General features: G+C 44.7%; 16 protein-coding genes. 10 read left to right on the top strand and 6 right to left on the bottom strand.

The genetic code is table 11. The features are described 5' to 3' along the window. Position 1 precedes the first annotated feature (1 nt). Both EWM62_RS00850 and EWM62_RS00855 read left to right on the top strand, forming a co-directional pair. Entirely contained in the window at positions 2–3,169 is a 3,168-nt protein-coding gene (locus tag EWM62_RS00850; RefSeq protein WP_129874750.1) for an efflux RND transporter permease subunit, read from the top strand. A gap of 380 nt (positions 3,170–3,549) precedes the next feature. Next, positions 3,550–4,080 (top strand): hypothetical protein, encoded by a 531-nt coding sequence (locus tag EWM62_RS00855; RefSeq protein WP_129874751.1) that lies wholly within the window; start codon positions 3,550–3,552, stop codon positions 4,078–4,080. Between the two features lie 145 nt (positions 4,081–4,225). Here the strand turns inward: EWM62_RS00855 and EWM62_RS00860 are convergent, their stop codons facing one another. Next, complete coding sequence (locus EWM62_RS00860; protein ID WP_203234952.1) at positions 4,226–5,419, bottom strand: pyridoxal phosphate-dependent aminotransferase; 1,194 nt, start codon at positions 5,417–5,419, stop codon at positions 4,226–4,228. Between the two features lie 176 nt (positions 5,420–5,595). Between EWM62_RS00860 and EWM62_RS00865 the strand changes: the two genes are divergently transcribed. The 4 genes from EWM62_RS00865 to EWM62_RS00880 are packed head-to-tail and all read left to right on the top strand — an operon-like array spanning position 5,596 to position 8,881. After that, positions 5,596–6,570: a cation diffusion facilitator family transporter gene (locus EWM62_RS00865; RefSeq protein WP_129874752.1), complete on the top strand. Its 975-nt coding sequence runs from the start codon at positions 5,596–5,598 to the stop codon at positions 6,568–6,570. Continuing rightward, a complete protein-coding gene (locus tag EWM62_RS00870) occupies positions 6,563–7,009 on the top strand; it encodes an NUDIX domain-containing protein (protein WP_129874753.1) in 447 nt (148 codons plus the stop codon). The genes EWM62_RS00865 and EWM62_RS00870 overlap by 8 nt, the downstream gene beginning before the upstream one ends. Next, a complete protein-coding gene (gene bioA / locus EWM62_RS00875) occupies positions 7,006–8,271 on the top strand; it encodes an adenosylmethionine--8-amino-7-oxononanoate transaminase (RefSeq protein WP_129874754.1) in 1,266 nt (421 codons plus the stop codon). Before EWM62_RS00870 ends, bioA begins: the two co-directional genes overlap by 4 nt. Before the next feature lies 1 nt (position 8,272). Continuing rightward, positions 8,273–8,881, top strand: coding sequence for a hypothetical protein (locus tag EWM62_RS00880; RefSeq protein WP_129874755.1), 609 nt, complete (start codon positions 8,273–8,275; stop codon positions 8,879–8,881). Positions 8,882–8,983: 102 nt separating this feature from the next. Here the strand turns inward: EWM62_RS00880 and EWM62_RS00885 are convergent, their stop codons facing one another. From EWM62_RS00885 to EWM62_RS00895, 3 genes are all read right to left on the bottom strand, one after another. Further along, positions 8,984–9,631 (bottom strand): DUF4412 domain-containing protein, encoded by a 648-nt coding sequence (locus tag EWM62_RS00885; RefSeq protein ID WP_129874756.1) that lies wholly within the window; start codon positions 9,629–9,631, stop codon positions 8,984–8,986. Positions 9,632–9,700: 69 nt separating this feature from the next. Then, the gene (locus tag EWM62_RS00890) at positions 9,701–11,830 is read right to left on the bottom strand and encodes a ComEC/Rec2 family competence protein (protein ID WP_129874757.1); all 2,130 of its coding nucleotides are present in this window, start codon (positions 11,828–11,830) and stop codon (positions 9,701–9,703) included. Between the two features lie 62 nt (positions 11,831–11,892). Then, a complete protein-coding gene (locus EWM62_RS00895) occupies positions 11,893–12,237 on the bottom strand; it encodes a MerR family transcriptional regulator (RefSeq protein WP_129874758.1) in 345 nt (114 codons plus the stop codon). A gap of 256 nt (positions 12,238–12,493) precedes the next feature. On the opposite strand from EWM62_RS00895, the gene alaS reads away from it, so the two are divergent. Beyond that, positions 12,494–15,223, top strand: coding sequence for an alanine--tRNA ligase (gene alaS / locus EWM62_RS00900; protein WP_129874759.1), 2,730 nt, complete (start codon positions 12,494–12,496; stop codon positions 15,221–15,223). 161 nt (positions 15,224–15,384) lie between these two features. Here alaS and EWM62_RS00905 read toward each other — a convergent pair whose 3' ends face one another. Beyond that, positions 15,385–16,068 (bottom strand): hypothetical protein, encoded by a 684-nt coding sequence (locus EWM62_RS00905; RefSeq protein ID WP_129874760.1) that lies wholly within the window; start codon positions 16,066–16,068, stop codon positions 15,385–15,387. A gap of 211 nt (positions 16,069–16,279) precedes the next feature. On the opposite strand from EWM62_RS00905, the gene gatB reads away from it, so the two are divergent. The 3 genes from gatB to EWM62_RS00920 all read left to right on the top strand — a co-directional run bounded on the left by gatB (position 16,280) and on the right by EWM62_RS00920 (position 19,656). Continuing rightward, entirely contained in the window at positions 16,280–17,749 is a 1,470-nt protein-coding gene (gene gatB, locus EWM62_RS00910) for an Asp-tRNA(Asn)/Glu-tRNA(Gln) amidotransferase subunit GatB (RefSeq protein ID WP_129874761.1), read from the top strand. Between the two features lie 3 nt (positions 17,750–17,752). Beyond that, positions 17,753–18,868 carry a TlpA disulfide reductase family protein gene (locus tag EWM62_RS00915; RefSeq protein ID WP_129874762.1) on the top strand — a complete coding sequence of 372 codons (1,116 nt, stop codon included), beginning with the start codon at positions 17,753–17,755 and terminating at the stop codon, positions 18,866–18,868. 101 nt (positions 18,869–18,969) lie between these two features. Then, the gene (locus EWM62_RS00920) at positions 18,970–19,656 is read left to right on the top strand and encodes a response regulator transcription factor (RefSeq protein ID WP_129874763.1); all 687 of its coding nucleotides are present in this window, start codon (positions 18,970–18,972) and stop codon (positions 19,654–19,656) included. Positions 19,657–19,706: 50 nt separating this feature from the next. On the opposite strand, the gene EWM62_RS00925 is transcribed toward EWM62_RS00920, so the two are convergent. Beyond that, a complete protein-coding gene (locus tag EWM62_RS00925; RefSeq protein ID WP_129874764.1) occupies positions 19,707–20,243 on the bottom strand; it encodes a hypothetical protein in 537 nt (178 codons plus the stop codon). Between the last annotated feature and the right edge of the window lie 59 nt (positions 20,244–20,302).

A 20,302-nucleotide genomic window follows, 5' to 3' on the forward strand; every position in this document is an offset into this window, starting at 1 on the left:
AATGATCGCAGATACTTTTATACGCCGCCCGGTAACCGCTATAGTTATATCACTGGTGATATTGATAGTTGGCATCCTGGCCATAACAAGCCTGCCTATTGGCCAATACCCCGAAATTACACCGCCCACCGTACAGGTAACCGGTAATTATACCGGCGCAGATGCCTTAACGGTTGAGCAAACCGTGGCTACCCCGGTAGAGGTGCAGGTAAACGGTACCCCCGGCATGACCTATTTGCAAAGCAACAGCACCAGCAACGGTCAGATGAGTATGACCGTTAACTTTGAGGTGGGAACCGATATCAATAATGCCGCACTTGATGTGCAGAACCGTGTAGGAATAGCCCTGCCAACCCTGCCGCAGGAGGTACAGCGTTTGGGTATGATAGTACGTAAGCGTAACCCCAGTATATTAATGCTGGTGGCTATGTTTTCGCCAAACGGATCGCATGATGTAACATTTGTTGACAACTACACCAACGTATTTATAAAGGACGCCTTGCTGCGTACAAAAGGTGTGGGCGACGTGTTTACCCGCGCCGATGATTTTAGTATGCGCATCTGGCTTAAGCCGGATAAGCTGGCAGCCTTGAACATGACGGCCGCCGATATTACCGCCGCCCTGCAGGAACAAAACGCGCAGGTTGCTGCCGGTACCGTAGGCGCTACCCCGCAAATGAAGGGGCAAACATTTGAGTACACGGTATTGGTAAAAGGCCGCCTTACCGATAAATCGGAATTTGAAAATATTGTGGTTAAAACACAGCCCAATAACGGCGCGGTGGTGCATTTAAAAGATGTTGCACGTATAGAACTGGGCAAGTTTAACTATGCAGGTAACTCGTTTGTTGATGGTAAAAGGGCTTCGTACCTGTTGATATACCAGGCGCCGGGAAGTAACGCTATCGAAACTGCCGATAACGTTACAGCTACCATGAACCAGCTGAAAAAAACGTTCCCCAAGGATATTGATTTCGTTGTACCATTCGAATCGGTTACCGTGGTAAAAGTATCCCTGCACGAAGTTATCGAAACACTGGTAATTGCACTGGTGCTGGTAATTGTGGTGGTGTTTTTATTCCTGCAAAACTGGCGTACAACGCTAATACCTGTGCTGGCTATCCCGGTATCTATTATAGGTACATTCATTTTCTTTATCCCGCTGCATTTTACCATTAACACGCTTACGCTGTTTGGTTTTGTGCTGGCTATTGGTATAGTAGTGGATGATGCCATTGTGGTGGTAGAGGCCGTACAGCATTATATGGACGAGAAAGGCATGTCGCCAAAAGAGGCTACCGAGCATGCCATGCGCGATATATCCGCGCCGGTTATCGCCATAGCCTTAATTTTGGCCGCGGTGTTTGTACCGGTTGGTTTTGTACCTGGCATAGTTGGGCGTTTGTACCAGCAATTTGCTATCACTATTGCCATATCGGTACTGATATCGGCATTTGTGGCATTATCGCTAACACCGGCATTATGTACCATATTGTTACGCCCGCATAAAATAGATGAAAGATCAAAAGGCCTGAACAGGTTCTTCTTTATATTCAACCAATGGTTCGAACGTATAACAGGCTGCTACCGCAACTCTGTTGATAAAGGCATCAAGCATTCAAAATTTATGGTTATTATACTGGTTTGTATAGTAGTAGGCACCGTGCTTTTATTTAAGGGCAAGCCCTCGGGTTTTATCCCGCTGGAGGATGAAGGCCGTGTTTATGTTACTTATGATCTGCCCGAAGGCTCATCAACCGAGCGTACAGTAGCGGTTTTGCACGAGATGATGGATGTGCTGAAAAGCGTACCTGCCGTAAACCATTACGCAGCGCTGGGTGGGTTAAACGCGGTTAACTTTGCAACAAAATCAAACAGCGCCACCATATTTATACAATTAAAACCCTGGGATAAACGCGAAAGCAAGGAAGACCAGTTAGAGGGCGTTATAGCCACCCTGCAAAAAAAACTGGCCAAATTTAAGGAAGCCAGCGTGGTGGTGATCTCGCCGCCGGCCATACCGGGTTTGGGTAACACAGGCGGTTTCTCTTTTATATTACAGGAAAAGGAAGCAGGCGGCGATATCAAGAATTTTGAAAAGGTTTTGCAAAATTTTGTGGCCGCCGTTAACAAGCGCCCCGAAATTGCAAAAGCGTTCTCATTCTTTACCGCCCATACACCGGCTTATCAGTTAACTATCGACAGGGAGAAGGCCAAAAAACTGGGTGTGAAGATATCCGACGTAAATAACGCGCTGCAAACCTACATGGGTAGCGCCTACATAAACGATTTTACGGTTTACGGGCGTAACTTTAGGGTAGTGGCACAGGCCGATACAAACTACCGTACCAATATCCAGAACATCGGGCAGTACTTTGTACGTAACGAAGCAGGCGCTATGGTACCCTTAAGTACGCTTACCAGTTATAAACTTATTGAGAACGCGCCATTGATATCGCATTATAACCTGTTCCGCTCGGCAGAGATTAACGGCAGCACCAAGGATGGTTACAGCAGCGGCGACGCTATTGCCGCCCTAAGAGAAGTAGCAGCCGAAAATTTACCGCAGGGTTATGGTTACGAATTTTCGGGATTAAGCCGCGAGGAATTATTATCGGGCTCTAAAACGGTTTACATATTTGCCTTATCAATTGGCTTTGTGTTTTTGTTCCTGGCCGCTTTATACGAGAGCTGGTCGGTACCGTTTTCGGTATTATTGGCTGTACCCCTTGGCGCTTTTGGGGCTATTTTATTCTTATCGTTTAAACCAGGCTTAACCAATAATGTTTACGCGCAGATAGGCTTAATAACGCTCATTGGTTTGGCGGCCAAGAACGCCATCCTGATTGTAGAGTTTGCGAAGGAGCGGGTAGACCGGGGCATGAACCTGGAAAAAGCCACTCTGGAAGCCGTACGGCTGCGGTTAAGGCCTATCATTATGACATCGATGGCCTTTATACTTGGTGTTTTACCATTGGTAATAGCATCGGGCGCGGGTGCCAAAGCAAGGCAAACCATCGGCTGGACGGTATTTGGCGGTATGCTTGCAGCAACATCGCTGGCTATATTTATTGTGCCTGTACTTTACTACATCATTACTAAGTATGCATACGGTAAGCATAAGCTTGCCGAATTGGAAAAAACATACAAGCCCGATCCGGAAGTATAATTTATAAAGCCTCCCAATAAAATCGGGAGGCTTTATTGTTTAAAATAAACGTGCCCTAAATAATCACATTGGCACAACAGCCCTGTTTATGTTGTAAATAATAGTCCTGAAACCTGTAAAAGCTACACTTTTCGTAAAATTGCGACACATTTATTTCTTTATTAAAGTGTTAAAAAACGTTATTTAACACTTTTTGACCTTTTGATGCCAAAAGTCAAAAATGGATTGATTATCAGGCAATAAGCTACTGAACTACGTGTAAAAGCCCTTTTTTGCACCGTCATTAAACAATCATTTAATTACAACCATCAGGAATGTGGCAGAGTATTTGATTATAGCGGTGTATCACAATTAATAATTGTATTACTAAAAACACGACAATGAAAAGAATGACAAAATTAGTAGCAGCAGGCTTTGCAGCCGCAGCTATATTTTTAGGTACTAACGTTGCTAACGCACAATCTACACCAAAAAGCGCTTTACGCTTTGGTATTGGTATTGAAGGTTTGGCACCAACCGGTAACTTACACGACAGGTCGAATTTTGGCTTAGGTGGTACCGCACGTTTACAATATGGTGTATCTGATGCCGTTGCTTTAACCTTAACATCCGGTTACTATAACTTTTTTGGTAGAGAAGTACCTACTACAGGTGTAAATTATACCAACTTAGGTGTAGTTCCAATTAAGGCAGGTCTTAAAGCATTTGTATCACAAAACATCTATTTAGGTGCAGAAGTTGGTGCAGGTATCGAAGTAACTTCAACCAAGCAAACCAAATTAATAGCATCACCCGGTATAGGTTGGGCTAACCAGTCATGGGATATTGGTGCGCGTTACGAAAACTTCTCTGGCCAGAGCTATAACTATGGTACAGTTGGTTTACGTATAGCTTACGGTTTCGGGTTGTAATTTATAGCCGGAACTTTACTTAACTGAAAAGCCCCTCGTCGAGATGACGGGGGGCTTTTTTTAATGGTCTGAACTCGAATTTGTTGAATTTAAGAATTGGCAGAATAATCATTCTATTATTTCTAAAAATTCGCTCAATTCGGGTTCAGACTAATTTAGCTAACGCTGTTTTTATCCTGCGCACAGCCTCAACCAGTTTATCTTCGGCAGCGGCATAAGAAATGCGGATAGATTTTTTATCGCCGAACGAATCGCCGCCAACAGTCGCAACGTGCGCTTCTTCCAGCAGGAAAATACTTAGTTCATCAGCATCGTTAATGGTTTTGCCGTTAAAGCTTTTCCCGAAGAACGAGGTTACATTAGGGAAAAAGTAGAACGCGCCATCGGGCAGGTTTACAGTAATGCCGGGGATATCTTTCAACAGGCCGTAAACAAGGTCGCGGCGTTTCTGGAACTGTCCGCGCATTTGATGAACGCTTTCTAATCCACCGGTATAGGCTGCAACACCCGCTTTTTGGGTGATAGAGCAGGTGCCTGATGTGATCTGGCCCTGCATTTTATCGCAAGCGGCCGCTATCTCGCTGTTTGATGCCGTGTAACCTATCCTCCAGCCGGTCATGGCAAATGCCTTCGACCAGCCGTTGATGATCACCACACGGTCCTTAATACTGTCGAACTGGGCGATAGACTCGTGCCCGCCAATAAAATTGATGTGCTCGTAGATCTCATCGCTCAGGATGTAGATCTCAGGGTATTTTTCAAATACTTTAGCCAGGCTTTCCAACTCCTGTTTGCTGTAAACGCTGCCTGTAGGATTGCATGGCGACGAGAACATGAACAGCTTGGTTTTTGGGGTAATGGCCGCTTCCAGTTGTTCGGCAGTTATTTTAAAATTACTTTCAACGGTGGTATCAATAAACACGCTTACGCCTTCGGCCAGTTTAACCACTTCCGAATAGGAAACCCAGTAGGGCGTAGGGATAATAACCTCTTCGCCGGGGTTAACCAAACATAACACAGCGTTGGCAATGGCCTGTTTAGCGCCGGTAGAAACCACTATCTGGCTATCAGTATAATCAAGGTTATTTTCGGTTTTTAACTTACTAACAACAGCTTTGCGCAGGTCGGGGTAGCCGGCCACCGGTGTGTAGTAGGTAAAGTTTTTATCCATAGCCGTTTTAGCGGCTTCCTTTATATGTTCGGGCGTATGAAAATCGGGCTCACCAAAGCTCAGGCTAATTACATCAACGCCTTTGGCGGCCAGTTCGCGGCCCATTTTTGCCATTTTAATAGTTTGGGATTCTGACAGGTTATTTATCCTGTTACTTAATGCGCTCATATTATATGTGTTATTGCGGCAAATATAGAAAATTAGTTTGCTGATGGTTATGCTGTTATTTGTAAAAATTCGTTAAAAAGCATGCCTTAAATTATGAATTTTACAATAATAATTTTCCTATCTGAAAATGCCGGGGCAAAATTTTCCGTAAGTTTGGCCTCTCTAAAAAGTTGGTTTTGAAAGAACAAAAAAGGATAATTCTGATATCGCTCATTACCGGTGCCGTGCTGATGGTAATGAAATTCGGCGCTTACTTTTTAACCAACTCCAACTTTGTATTAACCGATGCTGCCGAAAGCATTGTAAACGTGGTGGCAAGTTCGTTCGCGTTCTTCAGCATTTACCTGGCATCGCAGCCACGCGATGAGAACCATCCCTACGGGCATGGTAAGGTGGAATACTTTTCGGTGTTTATTGAGGGGTCGCTGATTGGGATAGCAGGGCTTATCATCATTATTAAATCAACCTACAGTATTTTCTACCCCGAAGTGATCCACGACCTGCTGCTGGGAGCTGTTATAATAGGCATTACCGGCGCAGTAAACGGCTTACTGGGCTTTTACATGATCAAAAAGGGTAAATCCCTGCCGTCTATCACTATTGAGGCGGATGGAAGGCACCTGCTTACAGATATGGTTACCAGCGGCGGGTTGGTTATTGGTTTACTGCTTATATATTTCACTAAAATTTCGTGGCTGGATAGCAGCCTGTCCATATTGGTTGGCCTGTACATTTTGTACACAGGCTACAAGCTTATCCGCCGGTCGGTTGCCGGGTTAATGGACGAAACCGACTTTATTACTGTGAGCAACGTGGTAAAAGTTTTAGGCGAGCAGCGCCGCGACGAATGGATAGATATCCATAACCTGCGCGCCCAAAAATACGGGAACGAACTGCATATAGACTGCCACCTTACCCTGCCTAATTACTTTGACCTTAACCGGGTACACGAAGAAGTGAAGCTGGTAGATAAACTGGTGAATAATAATGCAGGTATCACTACCGAATTTTTTATCCATACCGACCCATGCCTGCCGTATTGCTGCCACTATTGCAGCATGCCCAATTGCCCTATCAGGAGCGAGGCTAAAACGGAGGACATCCCCTGGACGATGGATAAAGTAATGCGCAACAAAAAACATTATGAGTAAAAAGTTTTTTAATGTACGTGTTTATGGGGTGCTTATTAATACCGATAACCAGGTGCTGATAAGCGACGAAAGAGAATACGGTATAGATTTTACCAAATTTCCGGGTGGCGGTTTAGAATATGGCGAGGGATTGATAGAAGGCCTTAAACGCGAGTTTATAGAGGAATGCAACACGGAGGTTGAAGTTATCAGTCATTTTTACACCACTGATTTTTTTGTGAAATCGGCCTTTAACGATTCGCAGATCATCAGTATATATTATTTGGTGAGGGCAGTGTCCGACATCCGGTTTACTACCAAAACCGCTTTGTTTGATTTTGATGGCGAGGGGGATACACTACAGTCCTTCCGTTGGGTGAGCCTTAGCGAGTTAAAGGAGGATGAGTTTACTTTCCCGGCCGACCAATATGTTGCTAACCTGTTATTAAAAACGATATGAATTTAGCAGAACGCGACCTGCAGGTAATATGGCACCCTTACACGCAAATGAAAACCGCCCTGCCGCCGATACCTATTGTTAGGGGCGAGGGCACTTGCTTATACGCCGAAGACGGTACAAAATACATCGATGCCATATCCTCCTGGTGGGTAAATATCCACGGGCACTCGCATCCCTATATCGCCAAAAAAATAGCCGAGCAACTGTTGCAGTTGGAGCATGTTATTTTCGCGGGCTTTACGCACCCCGGCGCTGTTGAACTGGCCGAGCGCCTGCTGGCTATACTGCCATTCAACCAAAAAAAAGCCTTTTATTCTGATAACGGCTCTACCGCGGTAGAAGTGGCTATAAAAATGTGCCTCCAGTACTGGCACAACAAAGGCGAGCAGCGCACGAAAATAGTGGCCTTTAAAAACGCTTATCATGGCGACACCTTCGGCGCTATGTCGGTAAGCGGGCGCAGCGCTTTTACGGCGGCTTTTGATAGCTTGCTTTTTGAGGTAGAGTTTATCGACTTGCCGAATGGCAACAATATTGAAGCATTAAAATCTCACATCTCACATCTAAAACCTCACGTCTCTTCTTTCATCTTTGAACCGCTTGTACAGGGCTCAGCAGGGATGATTATGTACGAAGCTAAATATCTTGACGAGTTAATGGCGCATTGCCGCAAGGAAGGCGTAATGCTGATAGCCGATGAAGTTTTTACGGGTTTCGGGCGCACAGGTAAGCCTTTCGCCAGCGACCATGTGCAAACACAGCCCGATATCATGTGCTTTTCTAAAGGGTTAACAGGCGGCACCATGGCCTTTGGGCTAACCACTTGCACACAGGAGATCTATGACGCTTTCCTGTCGGATGATAAGATGAAGACCCTGTTCCACGGGCATTCTTACACCGCCAACCCTGTTGCCTGCGCGGCTGCACTGGCAAGTTTGGACCTTTTTTTGGAGCAGTCGACACAACAGAATATCGACCGGATAGTAGCTAAACATGCTGCCTTTGCAGAAAAGGTAAAAGGTCATAGATCAATAAAAACAACCCGCCAAACGGGTACCATACTGGCATTGGAGTGGGAAACTGGCGACAATACATCGTACTTTAGCGGTTTGCGCGATAAACTGTACCAGTACTTTTTAAATGCTGGTATAATATTGCGGCCATTGGGTAACGTTATTTACATTTTACCCCCATATTGCATAACTGATAACGAACTCGACTACATTTACAACACCATCGGCCAAGCCCTTGATGACATATAACATGGAACTAAACACTATACTGCCAAAAATAATTGCCGATAACCAGCTGCACGCATGCTGGCTAAACACGCTGTCGCTGATGGAGAACACCGGCGCGCGCAAGATCTCGGCCAGCGAAGACCCTGCAACAGTTACCTATATCATTTTAAAACATGCTGCTGAAGAGCACAGGCATGCTTTCTACCTGAAAAAGCAGATCGAAAAAACAGGTAAAGAACTGCCGACCTACTCAGCCGAATACCTGATAGCCCCGGCGTTTAGTAAATATTACTTGAACCAACTGGATATTGATGTATGCCGTTACCTGAAAAAGGAACTGCATTTAACGGGTGCCGAACTGCGTTTTGCAGCCTACCTGCTGGTAACCTATGCCATTGAGGTACGCGCCGATGAATTATATCCCATTTACCAGGATGCGCTTGACGCGGTTGGCAGTAAGGTAAACGTAAAGTCAATTATACTGGAAGAAGAAGGGCACCTGGAAGAAATGATAAACCAGCTGCAAAAATTCTCGCCCGATTGGGAAAGCCACGCGCAAAAAGCGGTTGATATGGAAACCCGGCTGTATAAAGATTGGGTGAAAAGCTTATCTACAGAATTAAATGTCTGAACCGGAATTAAAGAATTTACTGAATCATCAGAACGATATCATTCATCCTGCGATTCTGCAAATCCTTTAATTCCAAAAATTCAGGTTCAGACAATAAACGCCTTAGTTACCGCCGCCGCCTAATGCTTTCAGGTCATCCATCGTGATCTTTTCGAAATCAGATGCTATACCAAACGTACCGGCTGGCACTTTTTGCTCAACAATACTTTTAACTGTTACCTCGGTAGTCCTACCGTCCTGGAAACTGGTATATTGAATAGGAAAGCCACCCGCATTGGCATAATATTTTGCCAGCCCGGTAGAAGGTAGGCTAACATCGTTAGTTACCCATATATCATACGTTTTGCCGGTTTTGGTATCTTTAGCTACCACTTTTTTACAATTAAAACCATTGATTACCTTGGTTTCGGTACCTGGTGTAAAGGTTAATACAGGTAATTTCGACATCGCTTCTTCAACCTCGGCCGGTGATGCGATAGCTGCTTTTTTAATTGAAGCAACGGCAACATCCACTAAAATAGCCATATAACTGCCTTTAGCATCAGTTAAGATGCCAATATTTGCAGGTCCGGCAGAGAATTCCAGCTTTGAAGAATCAGCCCTGAAATAGTTTTTAGCCTCAACAGGCTGCCCTTGCATCGAGGTACTAATGGTTACAAGCCCTTCTTTATAAGCTTTTTGTGCGCTGGCGCTAATAGCTGTTGCGGTTAAGGCTATGCCCATGGCAACAGTAAATAATTTGATTTTCATAGTTTTAATTTAATAATACAATTTAGTGTGTAATTAACTGGTGTGCAAATATTTTAATATATTTTTTAATTATTTGTACGTTTTAGATGCTATACTGAACGATTTGTTACGTTTTAATACTTTATAGGTAACAAGTATTCCCACGGCGTTTTGCTTAAAAACAGCTATGTAGCTATCGGAGTTGCCGGCACCAATAATAAGTGTTTTATTTTTAACATAGGCCGTATCAATAAAAGCATTATTACTTACAAATAAATAATCGATGGCTAATTGCCTGGGGATAGACTGTATTGGAGGTGTATCGTTTAACAGCAGCAGCTTTTTATTTTTGAATTGAATAAGGTTGCCTTGTTTCAACAGATATGGTAGTTGTATATTTTTATTTAGCGGGTAAACTTTATAATCACGTATCCGGCTGCTGTCAAGGCACGGCTGTACCGAGTATTTAAAATTCTTATCCGTTTCCGGCAGATCGCTTAGTACAACACCTTTAGTCCCATCTTTAAAAACAATACCGGTGTGTTTTCGCAGGTTTAAGAAAGTTATGGATGCTGTATTATCAGCATGATATTTTTTTAAGCTGACGCTGATGCCCAAAAATAGAACACATGCCAGGGCAGCCTTTATCAGCCATTTCTTTTTATCATACAGGAAATAGAAGCATAATATAATTATCGCGTATAGCAGCAAATATTCAAGCTTGCTCAGCCATATTTTGCTGATGCTTGCGTACGGCGAATGCTCTATAAAAGCCAGCGCCTTATTCATCAGCAGGATGGTATGCTCCAGCACATAACCCAGGGCGTTGGATATATATGGTATTTGCGGCAGCGCCAAAAGAAGCAATCCAGAGTACATAATAATACTCATCGGAATAATGATCATCAGGTTACTCACCAAAAAATAAACCGGGAACTGGTGGAAATAATACGCGCTTAACGGAAACGTGATCACCTGCGCGGCGATAGATACAGAGCACGCCAGCCAAACCTTATCGGCCGCCCAATTTTTAAAGCTGAACCAATTGTAAACCATAGGCTGAAAAACAACCAGCCCGCTCACCGCCAGGTACGAGAGCTGGAAGCCTACATCCGTCAACAAAAAAGGATCGTAAAGCAGTAATACGAATGCCGAGGCCGCCAATAAATTAAGTGTATTAATATACCTGCTATACGTTTTGCCGGTAATTACCAGGCTGATCATCACCGCTGCCCGGCACACCGCCGGTGAAAAGCCCGTGAGCAGCGCATAAGCCCATATCAAACTAATAATGAGTATTGCTTTGATAAGCTTTACGCGCCGGTAACCATCCAGGAAACCCAACGCATAGCCCAAAAGCAGGTAAAGGATAGCCACATGCCCACCCGAAACCGACAGGATATGGATAGTGCCGGTTTTGGAATAAGCCTGTAAAACATCGTTGCTCAGGTCGGCCTTGTAGCCTAATATCAGGGTGGAGGCAACGGCGATAGCCGTAGTATCGTGCATGTTGGCCTTTAGCTTATCAACCAGGTTTTGCCTTAGCTGCAGCGCGTAAGCAATTACCGGATTGCCCTTTTCAGAGCCCATCACCTTATATTGTTTTGGATAAAAGAAAGCCTGGTAATACACATTCTTGTTAGCCAGGTATTGCTTGTAGTTAAATTCACCGGGGTTAAAAGGCGGGTCGATAGCGGTGTACTTAGCAGGTATCAGTAATTGCTCGCCGTAGTAAAGGTTGCGGGCCAGTTCATCTTTTATGGTAACAAGCAGTGTACCGCTTGTGGTTTTGTTTTGGCCGCTATTAATACTTTGTTTGATATCCGTTGTAAACCTAACCATATCGTCTTTTACTTTAGGTTCCGACGTGATGGTTGCAACCAGGTATTGGGTAGGTGCTTTGGTAAAATGGCCGGCCTTGTTAAGCTCGTTATGCTGTACGATAATAAACCAGCCTAACAAAAACAATATCGAGTAAAAAAGTGCCCCGCCAAGCCACCTTGCTTTAAACAAGCGTAACGGGGCATAAGCCAGGTTTAGCCCGATAAACAACAGGCTGCAAAAAATAAGGGGGACAAGAATGAAAGTATTGTTAGCGCCTAAATTGAAAAGCCCGCCGCTTATACCCGCCAAAAATGGAAGTAACAATACAACAACAGGTATTTCGCCTTTGTGCGTGGCAATCATATTTATGTAATTAAGCCCAAAATCTAAAGCCATCCCTTCCGGGGAGGGTTTGGGTGGGGCTTACCGGTCAATAAAAATAGAATATCTGTAGCTAATTACAATTGGTCACGCACTTCCAGCAGGAATTTTTTCATGCTTTCGAGCGATTCTATCACGCGCTGGCTATCGCGGGTACCCTTCAAATTGTTTTTCAGATGATCTTTAGCGCCTTGTATGGTGTAGCCTTTCTCGCGTATCAGGTGAAAGATGATCTTAAAATTCTCCAGGTCTTCGGGGGTGAAATACCTGTTGCCTTTTTTGTTCTTCTTAGGCGTTAATACGTCAAATTCGTTCTCATAAAAACGCAGCAGCGACTGCTTAACCCCAAACATGGCCGAAACCTCGCCCATGGAGTAGTACTTTTTGGTGATATCGTCGTTTTCTTGTTCGGTGTAAGGCATATACAAATGTATTATTTAGATTTTGGATTTCAGAACCGGGATTAAACAGATTTATAAGATTAAAAGGATTTCTTAAACAAACAGCAGCGTGTGCCGTATCAGGCACCAACAAAACGAAATACGATAGCCAGGTAGCGATGGCTTTTATACCCATCGCTACAGTTGGCGACAACCCAAGCGGCTATCAAAAAAGATTTTTTTACTTACGGTCTTTCAGACTTTCCGTCTTTCGGACTTATACTTACATTTGCACCCTATGACCGCTAAAGAAATACGCCAGGCTTTTCTTGATTTTTTTGCTGCTAAAGGCCATGTTATTGTGCCCAGCGCACCTATTGTTGTTAAAAACGACCCAACCCTGATGTTTACTAACGCGGGGATGAACCAGTTTAAGGATGTGTTTTTGGGCGAAGCCCCTGCAAAAGCCCCCCGCGTGGCCGATACCCAGCGCTGCCTGCGTGTTAGCGGCAAGCATAACGATTTGGAAGAGGTGGGTATCGATACCTATCACCATACCATGTTCGAGATGCTGGGCAACTGGAGCTTTGGCGACTACTTTAAAAAGGAAGCCATTGATTGGAGCTGGGAGCTATTGACCGAAGTTTACAAACTTGATAAAACCCGCCTTTACGTAACCTATTTTGAAGGTGACGAAAAGGAAGGACTTGAAAAAGATACCGAAACCTATAACCTGTGGAAACAGTATGTGCCCGAAGATCGCATCCTGCCCGGCAATAAAAAAGATAACTTTTGGGAAATGGGCGAAACCGGTCCCTGTGGCCCATGTTCAGAGATCCACTTTGATAGTCGCCCGGATAATGAGCGCGCGGAGGTTAGCGGTGCATCATTGGTAAATGCCGACCACGACCAGGTGATAGAGATCTGGAATAACGTATTTATGCAGTTTAATCGCATCAAAGATGGTTCGTTGCATCCGCTGCCGAATAAGCACGTGGATACCGGGATGGGCTTTGAGCGATTGGTGCGCGTGCTGCAGGGCAAATCTTCAAATTATGATACAGATGTTTTTCAGCCGATGATCCAGTTCATCGCGGAGAAAAGCGGTAAAAAATATAACAGCGCTGCTAAACCCGGTGATACCGATTGGGCCGATGCCGTAGCCATGCGCGTACTGGCCGACCATATCCGTGCCATCAGCTTTGCCATTGCCGATGGGCAGCTGCCTGCAAGTAACAAGGCAGGTTATGTTATCCGCAGGATATTGCGCCGCGCGGTGCGTTACAGCTACCAAACATTAGATTTTAAAGAGCCGTTCTTTAACGAATTGGTGCCATTGTTGGCCGAACAATTTAAAGGTGTGTTTGATGAACTATATGCGCAGAAGGATTTTGTGCAGAAGGTGATTAAAGAAGAAGAAGTGGCTTTCTTAAGAACTTTGGAAAAAGGTTTAAATCTCATTAATCAAAATATCGCTATTGTAAAAGACAAAGGGCTTATGGAGAATGTGGAGCCATCCTCTCAAAGAATATTGGGTTCTGTCGCTTTTGATTTATCAGATACATATGGTTTCCCTATTGACTTAACTGAACTTATTGCTCGTGAAAATGGACTAACCGTCGACATGGAAGGTTTCGAACAAGCTCTTCAAACCCAGAAACTCCGTTCCCGCGCAGCTACAGCTGTTAGTGCGGGCGATTGGGTAGTACTCCGCGGTGGCGACAATACCGAGTTTGTAGGTTATGACGAGATATACGCCGAGTGCGACATTTTAAAATACCGTAAAGTAACCACGCAGGGGAAAGAGCAATACCAACTGGTACTTAACCGTACGCCATTTTACGCCGAAGGTGGCGGCCAGGTAGGCGATACCGGTAATTTAACCAGCGAATGGTATGACGAGCAAAAAGGCCCGTTAACATTCGAGGTAACCGATACCAAAAAAGAGAATGGCCTAATTATCCATTACGCAAACTTACAGCCATACTACACGCAGGATGGCCCTGCAGAATGGGCCTTGCCAAATCCAATGCCAAGCCGTTTTATGGCATATGTTGACATGGGCAAACGCATCATGACCAACGCCAACCACTCGGCCACACACTTGTTGCATGCCGCGCTTAAAGAAACTCTGGGCGACCACGTAAACCAAAAAGGCTCGTTGGTAAACCCCGACCAGTTGCGGTTCGATTTTTCGCATTTCAGCAAGGTTACTGATGATGAGATAGAAACCCTGGAACGCATTGTTAACCAAAAGGTTCGCGAGGGTATCCCTATCAAAGACGAGCGTCGTGTACGTTATGCGGAAGCTATCGAGAGAGGGGTTACCGCCCTGTTCGGCGAAAAATATGGCGACTATGTGCGCATGGTTACCTTTGATGACAACTTTAGCAAAGAGCTTTGCGGTGGTACGCACGTAAAAAACACTGCCGAGATTGGCTTCTTTAAAATAACCGGCGAAAGCGCTGTTGCGGCCGGGGTGCGCCGTATCGAAGCCATCACCAGCTATCATTCGCTTAACTATATCCAGGAAGAGGGCCGTTTGGTTAAAAACCTGAAGGAATTGCTCCGCAACCCTGCCGACCTGTCAAAAAGTGTTGAAACCCTTATCGAGGAGAACAACCGCATGAAAAAGGAACTGGAGAAGGCTGTAATGCTAAAAGCATCAGGCTTAAAAGACCAGCTGGCTAAAACGGCCGAAGATATCAACGGCATCAACTTCATCGCCCAAAAGGTAGAGCTGCCCAATGCAGATGCCATCAAAAACCTGGCGTATAACTTAAAAGACATTGTTCCCAACCTGTTCCTGGTGCTGGCAGCCAACATTAATGGCAAGCCGAGCATTACTGTGATGATAGACGAGATATTGGTGAAAGAAAAAGGCCTGCACGCGGGTAATATTGTGAAAGAACTGGCCAAAGAAGTGAAAGGCGGGGGCGGCGGTCAGCCATTTTTCGCTACCGCCGGCGGCAGCGATATAAGCGGTATTGACAATGCGCTGGCTAAAGCGAAAAGCTTTGTGCAGTAACTCTGGAATATCATAAACAAATGTCATGGCGAGCCTGTCGAACCATTGGCGGACTATGCCAACGCGCACCCTTCAAGCTCAGGCTGACACCCACTTTGTTTCGTCAAATAACATAAAAAGACCGCTCTTACAAGCGGTCTTTTTATGTTATTAAATTATAATTAGTGCTTTTTTCCGTGGCCCCTGTTGCCGCCACCATGGCCCTGCGGCCTTGCATGCGATGGGTGGTTAACATGGGTAACTGTCCTTATCCTGCTGTGCGATGGCCTGTTTACAACCCGTGTGCGGTTAACAACCCTGGTTGGCCTGTTAACGTATTTGGTATGGTGGATAACTTTAGCCGGCCTGTTAACATACCTGGTACGGTTAATAACCCTTGTTGGCCTGTTTACGTACCTGGTGCGGTTTATCACCTTAACCGGCCTGTTAACATAGTGCGTGCGGTTAATAACCCTTGTACGCGGGCGGTAGTAATGGTCGCGGATGATCACATTCTTTACCCCACGGTAGCGGGCATATCTCGGCCTGTCATATCGGTAATAACGGTATGGGTTAGGGCGGTAAACCGCTACCTTGTAGCCATCATTAATATTGTAATAACTGTAACGGGGCGGTAATGTATTGCGCCAAACCCAGTTATTTCCGCTTAAATATATGTATTGGTGGGTGGGTACATAGTAATAGCTGTTTACATCGGGCAGGTAATAATAATTAGCATCAGCATATTCGGCAGGGGGTGTCCAGGTACCAACGTTGAGGTTAACACTTACCTGGGCTTTTGATGGGTTAACAGATGCGGCAACTATAAAGCAGCTTGCAAGCATCCCTAAGATTATTTTTTTCATGGTATCTTTCTATTATGTTTTCTGTACAGGCAAAATGCATGCCTTATTTTAACAGACCATTACAATAACGCAAGGTTTAATAAAAAGATTTGCACAAAGCCTTAATATCAACAGAAAAACACATAGCTTTTAAAAAATAGCTGTGAAAAATAACATATAACGCTATATTTGGCATGTTTGATCAATGCTGAATTACAGCTGAATATACTATATGGCAGTTCTACAAAGCGGCGTGAGTGATAAGTACGAGTTAGTTGTTGGGTTAGAAGTACACGCGCAATTATCCACTTCAAGTAAGGCATTCTCATCAGATTCTGCTGCATTTGGCGCCGAACCTAATCATCACGTTAGCCCGGTTTCACTCGGCCATCCCGGTACTTTGCCGCGTATCAACAAAAAAATGGTAGAGTATGCTGTAAAAATGGGCCTGGCCTGTAATAGCACCATCAGCCTTCAAAATACTTTCGCCCGTAAAAATTATTTTTACGCCGATCTGCCAAAGGGTTATCAAACCACACAGGATCAGCAGCCTATATGCCTTGGCGGCGCGGTTACCGTAAAACTTGCCGACGGTACGTCCAAAAAAATAGCCATCCATCACATCCACATGGAAGATGATGCGGGCAAAAGCTCGCACGACCAGCACGATCATTACTCCCTGATAGACCTGAACAGGGCAGGGGTACCACTAATTGAAATAGTATCTGAACCAGACCTGCGCAGCGCCGAAGAGGCCGGGCAATTCCTGACCGAGGTCCGCCGTTTGCTGCGTTACCTGGATATTTGCGATGGTAATATGGAAGAGGGCAGTATGCGATGCGATGCCAATATATCGGTACGCCTGAAAGGCACCCACCAATATGGCAACCGTTGCGAAGTAAAAAACCTGAACTCTATCCGTAACGTTCAGCGCGCCATCGAGCATGAGTTTGAACGCCAGGTAGAGGTGATTGAAGCAGGCGGGCATATCGACCAGAATACGTTAAATTTTAACGCGGATACCGGCGAAACATCGGTGCTGCGCTCAAAAGAAATGGCCAACGATTACCGCTATTTCCCCGAGCCGGACCTGTTACCCGTTCAAATAACCGAAGCACAGCTGGAAGACATCCGCAATAAAATGCCTGCGTTACCGAACGAGTTGTTTGAAAAATATACCGCAAAGCTTGGCCTGTCAGACTACGACGCGGGCGTTATCATCGCCGATAAGGAATTTGCCGCCTACTTTGAAGATCTGATAAAACATACTGCTAACTATAAGTCGGCCGCTAACTGGGTAATGGGTGCGGTACGGTCATACATCAACGATAATAACATCGGTATAGGTGATATAGGTATAAAGCCGGTTACCCTCGCAGGTTTAATATCATTGGTTGATGAGGGCAAAGTAAACAACACGGTTGCCGCTCAGAAATTATTTCCCGAAATGCTGAAAGGTAACGGCAAAACCGCCGACCAACTGGCCAAAGAGCTTAACCTGCTAATCAGTGAAGATACCGGGGAAGTCGATGGCTTTATCCGCGCGGCGCTGGCAAAATACCCCGATAAGGTTATAGAATACCAAAAGGGCAAAAAGGGCGTTTTAGGCTTGTTTATGGGCGAAGTGATGAAACTATCTAAAGGAAAGATAGACCCTCAAAAAACCAATCAGTTATTGTTAAAAGAATTAGAATCTAAATAGGATATGAAGTACCGCTTTTTTACCGGCATCGCCCTTGTGGCAGCGCTTTCTATAACATCGTGTAAGCAAACAAACTCATTCACCATATCCGGGAAGCTGGAAAACCCGGGCGGCCTTAAAAAAGTGTACCTGCTGGCGGCAGATAGCGTACAGGTTAATATTATCGATTCTACTACGTTAGGGTCTGATAACGGGTTTAAGTTTAAGCACAACACACCTTACGCTAATTTATATAAGCTACGCATTGCCGGTAATGTGTACGATCTGGTGGCCAAAAACGGCGATGCCATATCTTTTAAAACTGATGTTGCAGATGTAAACCATGCCTACGAAGTAGGCGGATCAGAAACTTCTGAAAAAATAAAGGAGTTTAACAGCATAGCCAATATTTACGGCGAAAAAAGCAGTAAACTATCTGACGAGTACACTACAAAGGCGGCAGCCCTGGGTAAGGAATCCGACTCGCTGCTTAAGATCTATATCCCGCAATTTCAAAAGAATATGGAGGATTACAGCGCTGCCGTGCTGAAGTTTGCTAACGACAATAAAAAATCGCTTGCAGGGTTCTATGCCGCAACCTCGCTCGATCAGAATAAATACGAGCAGCAGTTAGTAGCCTATGCCGACGATATTAAGGATGATTTTAAAGATAACCCCTCGGCACAAACCTTTGTAAGGCAAATGGAAGCCATAAAGCCTGTTTCAATTGGCCATAAAGCACCCGAATTTACCATGGCAACTATTGATGGCAAACAGGTAAAACTATCAGATTATAAGGGTAAATACCTGTTACTGGATTTTTGGGCATCGTGGTGCGCCCCCTGCAGGCGCGAAAATCCTAATGTTGTAAAACAATACGGCATCTATAAAAATAAGGGCTTTAACATTTTAGGCGTATCGCTTGATGTAGATAAAAATGCCTGGAAAAAAGCCGTTAACGCCGATGGCTTAACCTGGACACATGCATCAGAACTGCAAACCTTTGAAGGGCCTACCGAAAGGCTGTATCATATACAGGCCATCCCCTCAAATTTTATTCTCGATCCGCAGGGGGTAATTGTTGCAAAAAATGTTACCGGCGCCGATCTTGAAGCGTTTTTAAAGAAAACATTTAAATAGTCTCAATTAAAGGTTAACTTACCGTGGTATTTAACAATTTGTTAATATTAGCTTAACTGTAAGCTTCTATTAAGGTTATACATTTATGCAAAATTTAATACATGAGCACAAGTAAACAAAAAATATTAATTGTTGACGACGAGCCGGATATTTTAGAGCTGATAGAGTATAACCTTAAAAAAGAAGGTTACCAGGTATATTCGGCCCGCAACGGGCAGGAAGCAGTAGCCGAAGCTAAACGCACCCAGCCCGATCTGATCGTTTTAGATATAATGATGCCAAAAATGGACGGAATTGAAGCCTGCCGTATTATGCGCACCATGCCCGAGTTTAAAAATACCTTTATGGTATTCCTTACAGCACGCAGCGAAGAATACTCGGAAATTGCCGGCTTTAACGTTGGCGCCGACGATTACATAGCAAAACCAATTAAGCCCCGCGCTTTGGTGAGCCGTATAAACGCCATACTGCGCCGCAACACCCCACCCGAAGAAGTTGTAGACAACAAACTGGAAATAGGCGATCTGGTTATCGACCGCGAAGCATACCTGGTTTATAAAAAAGGTGTTAAGGTGGTATTGGCCAAAAAAGAATTTGAGCTGCTATACCTGCTGGCATCAAAACCCGGTAAGGTTTATACCCGCGAGGTGATATTGAAAAACATCTGGGAAGATTCGGTAGTGGTTACCAACCGTACCATTGATGTGCACGTACGCAAACTGCGCGAAAAGCTTGGCGATGATTGTGTATCTACCGTAAAAGGGGTAGGTTACAAATTTGAAGCATAATAAAAATGCCTCCCGAACCGGGAGGCATTTTTGTTTTATAGCTGTTGATATTACTTTGTTGCGGCAGTTTTCTTTTTAGCCGTGGTGGTTGCTTTTTTAGCTGTGGATTTCGCAGCTGCAGCTTTAGGGGCGGCGGCTTTTTTTACGGCTGCAACCTGGGTTTTGGCCTTATCGGTAACCGCTTTTGCTTTGGTAGCGGCTTTTGCCTTTACATCAGTAGCTGTTTTTTTGGCGCTTGCAGTAGTAGCCTTTGCCTTATCGATAATCGCTTTTGCTTTGGCAGTAGCTGTGGCCTTAACATCAGCTGCTTCTTTTTTGGCCTTACCGGTAGTAGCGGTAACCTTTTTAGCTACGGCTTTTTTTGCTGCCGCGGTTTTGTTGGCTACGGTGGTTTTAGCTGCCGTTGCTTTTTTGGCAACCGCGGGTTTTTTAGCGGTTACTTTTTCCTTCAGGTCGTCAAATTTGTCTTCGGCTTTTTCTTTAATGTCCTCGGCTGTTTCCTTGGTGCCGTCCCAAAATTCTTCGATGGTTTCTTTTATCTTTTCAAAGAAGCCCTTTTCTTCGGGCTGTGTGTTTTCTGTACTCATGGTGTTTTTGTTTTAGGTAGATGATTATTAGCTATTTAACAGAGGCGGATAAATTTTGT

The sequence above is a fragment of the Mucilaginibacter terrigena genome (assembly GCF_004168255.1).
Lineage (GTDB): Bacteria > Bacteroidota > Bacteroidia > Sphingobacteriales > Sphingobacteriaceae > Mucilaginibacter > Mucilaginibacter terrigena.

Coding starts and splice junctions, on each gene's coding strand:
- EWM62_RS00850 (WP_129874750.1), top strand. CDS start 2: ATGATCGCAGATACTTTTATACGCCGCCCGGTAACCGCTATAGTTATA.
- EWM62_RS00855 (WP_129874751.1), top strand. CDS start 3,550: ATGAAAAGAATGACAAAATTAGTAGCAGCAGGCTTTGCAGCCGCAGCT.
- EWM62_RS00860 (WP_203234952.1), bottom strand. CDS start 5,419: ATGAGCGCATTAAGTAACAGGATAAATAACCTGTCAGAATCCCAAACT.
- EWM62_RS00870 (WP_129874753.1), top strand. CDS start 6,563: ATGAGTAAAAAGTTTTTTAATGTACGTGTTTATGGGGTGCTTATTAAT.
- bioA (WP_129874754.1), top strand. CDS start 7,006: ATGAATTTAGCAGAACGCGACCTGCAGGTAATATGGCACCCTTACACG.
- EWM62_RS00880 (WP_129874755.1), top strand. CDS start 8,273: ATGGAACTAAACACTATACTGCCAAAAATAATTGCCGATAACCAGCTG.
- EWM62_RS00885 (WP_129874756.1), bottom strand. CDS start 9,631: ATGAAAATCAAATTATTTACTGTTGCCATGGGCATAGCCTTAACCGCA.
- EWM62_RS00890 (WP_129874757.1), bottom strand. CDS start 11,830: ATGGCTTTAGATTTTGGGCTTAATTACATAAATATGATTGCCACGCAC.
- EWM62_RS00895 (WP_129874758.1), bottom strand. CDS start 12,237: ATGCCTTACACCGAACAAGAAAACGACGATATCACCAAAAAGTACTAC.
- alaS (WP_129874759.1), top strand. CDS start 12,494: ATGACCGCTAAAGAAATACGCCAGGCTTTTCTTGATTTTTTTGCTGCT.
- EWM62_RS00905 (WP_129874760.1), bottom strand. CDS start 16,068: ATGAAAAAAATAATCTTAGGGATGCTTGCAAGCTGCTTTATAGTTGCC.
- gatB (WP_129874761.1), top strand. CDS start 16,280: ATGGCAGTTCTACAAAGCGGCGTGAGTGATAAGTACGAGTTAGTTGTT.
- EWM62_RS00915 (WP_129874762.1), top strand. CDS start 17,753: ATGAAGTACCGCTTTTTTACCGGCATCGCCCTTGTGGCAGCGCTTTCT.
- EWM62_RS00920 (WP_129874763.1), top strand. CDS start 18,970: ATGAGCACAAGTAAACAAAAAATATTAATTGTTGACGACGAGCCGGAT.
- EWM62_RS00925 (WP_129874764.1), bottom strand. CDS start 20,243: ATGAGTACAGAAAACACACAGCCCGAAGAAAAGGGCTTCTTTGAAAAG.